This is a genomic window from Rhodoplanes roseus (assembly GCF_003258865.1).
In the GTDB taxonomy this organism is placed as follows: Bacteria; Pseudomonadota; Alphaproteobacteria; order Rhizobiales; family Xanthobacteraceae; genus Rhodoplanes; species Rhodoplanes roseus.
This window is the reverse complement of record NZ_NPEX01000680.1, coordinates 1-388: the sequence shown is the minus strand read 5'-3', so window position 1 is coordinate 388 and position 388 is coordinate 1. Positions and strand designations below refer to the sequence as shown.

General features: G+C 64.2%; 1 pseudogene. It reads right to left on the bottom strand.

The annotated features are described in order from the left end of the window. Positions 1-388 (bottom strand): annotated as a pseudogene (locus CH341_RS31955) (membrane-bound PQQ-dependent dehydrogenase, glucose/quinate/shikimate family); the annotation flags it as partial.

The window sequence follows — 388 nt, the reverse complement described above, 5'->3', positions numbered from 1 at the left end:
CACGCCAGAGTTGCTTGCCTGTCGTCGCATCAAAGGCGCGAACATAATAATCGAGCGAGCCGCTCATGAAGGCGAGATTGCCAGCCGTCAGGATCGGGCCCCCGAGGTCTGGCACACCCATCTTGAACGGCAGCGGGATGGGCGAGCGATCGCGCACCGTCCCGTTTCGGTGCATGTAGGCGACCTTGCCCGTGGTGAGGTCGGCGCCCGCGACGTAACCCCAGGGCGGGGCCTGGCAGGGAAGCCCGAGCGGCGAGGTGAAGGGCTTCAGGCTCACCGCGAACGGGGCCCCGTAATTCTCGTTGAGGCCGGGTTTGCCCTTCGAAACGTAGTTCTTCTCCGAATTCTCCCGAGGGATCAGCTTGGAGACGAACGCGAGGTAGGACGG